Origin of the sequence: Actinosynnema sp. NPDC023658 (assembly GCF_040639995.1) — a bacterium.
Taxonomy (GTDB): Bacteria; Actinomycetota; Actinomycetes; order Mycobacteriales; family Pseudonocardiaceae; genus Actinosynnema.
Genome location: NZ_JBFAAX010001361.1, coordinates 1 through 1,250, shown reverse-complemented (window position 1 = coordinate 1,250; position 1,250 = coordinate 1). Strand labels below are relative to the sequence as shown.

At 73.5% G+C, this 1,250-nt stretch carries 1 protein-coding gene and 1 pseudogene; both read right to left on the bottom strand.

The features are described from left to right. Positions 1 to 168: 168 nt before the first annotated feature. Positions 169 to 993 carry a ferritin-like domain-containing protein gene (locus AB0G02_RS40995; protein ID WP_360806185.1) on the bottom strand — a complete coding sequence of 275 codons (825 nt, stop codon included), beginning with the start codon at positions 991 to 993 and terminating at the stop codon, positions 169 to 171. Further along, positions 993 to 1,250: pseudogene (locus AB0G02_RS40990) on the bottom strand (hypothetical protein); the annotation flags it as partial. The gene AB0G02_RS40995 and the pseudogene AB0G02_RS40990, both read right to left, overlap by 1 nt.

Genomic DNA, 1,250 nt, shown 5'->3' with positions numbered 1-1,250 from the left:
CCTCGGGGTGGTCCCCTATCTTCCCCCACCCGCCGTTCTTCCTCTTGGTCGCCGTGGGCGCGGCGCGCCGGGGGTGGGGGGGGGGTGCAGCGGCGGGGGTGGCCCGGCCGGGCCCGGCCCCCCCCGGCTCCGAACTGCTACTTCGCGGTGTTCCGCTTGGCCGCGAGGTCACCGCCCTGCAGGTACTTGCACACCCCTGTCACGGTCGTCTTGATCTCCACCTTCTTGATCTTCATGCACGTCACCTCCTCCCGCCGTCTCGATCCCAACCGCCCGCAGCCGGATCCGATGCCGGTGCAGGAACCAGTCGTGCACCGCGACGGGGTCGCGTCCGGTGAGCGCGCCGAGCCACTTCGCCACGCCGTCGAGCCCGGTCAGCCCGAGCCCGGTCCGGATCCACCCCTCGCCGTGCTCGCGCCACGCCTCCCGCCCCGCGGGCGTCCTGGACTCGCGGGCGAGGTAGTTCATGCCGATCGCGATGTGCCGGACCTCGTCGTGCCGGATGTGGTGGTACAGCGTGCCGAGCGGGTCGTCCGCGAACACCTCGCGCAGCAGCAGGAACTCGTCGGCCGCGAAGCCCTCCAGCATCGTGTGCACGAGCGCCTTGCCCAGGTAGGGCAGCGCGGTCAGGCCCTCGTCGAGCGGCTCGACCATCTCCTGGCACTCCTCGGGCTCACCGCCCACCGCGCCGGCGTAGCGGTAGAAGGCGTCGGCGTGCCGCGCCTCGTCCGAGACGGCGGTCGCGAGGCTGAACCGCAGCGCGGTGTCGTCGGTCTGCACGGCGAGGGTCGCGGCGGCCACCAGGCCCGCCTGCTCGGCGTAGTAGCCGCGGGAGGCGAGCTTCCAGGCCAGCTCCGACCGCTTCGCGTCCCGGGTGAACGAACCGCTCGCGATCACGTCCTCGGCCCGCCACGGCTCGTTGTCCCGGCCCAGGCCGAAGATGCGGTAGGTCAGGTCGTCGGCGTCGAGCGCCTCGGGGCGCAGCAGTCCCATCAGACCGATCCCTTCGTCAGTGCGGGTCCTCGCCGGGCAGGTGCTCCGAGCGCGGCCAGCGCGGCGTCCACCACGTCGGGCACGTCGGGCGCGAGCAGGGCCTGAAGACCCGGGTTGACCGGCGCCGGGCACGGCACGCCGCTGACGACGCGCAGCCGGTCGGGCGCCACCGCGCCGGCCGCGATGAGCTGGTAGGCCAGGGAGTGCATGAGCGAGCACGCCGGCGTCGCCTCGTCCACCAGCACCGCGCTGCCGGT

Excerpts from the sequence above, each read along its gene's own strand:
- AB0G02_RS40995 (WP_360806185.1), bottom strand. The coding sequence starts at position 993 with ATGGGACTGCTGCGCCCCGAGGCGCTCGACGCCGACGACCTGACCTAC.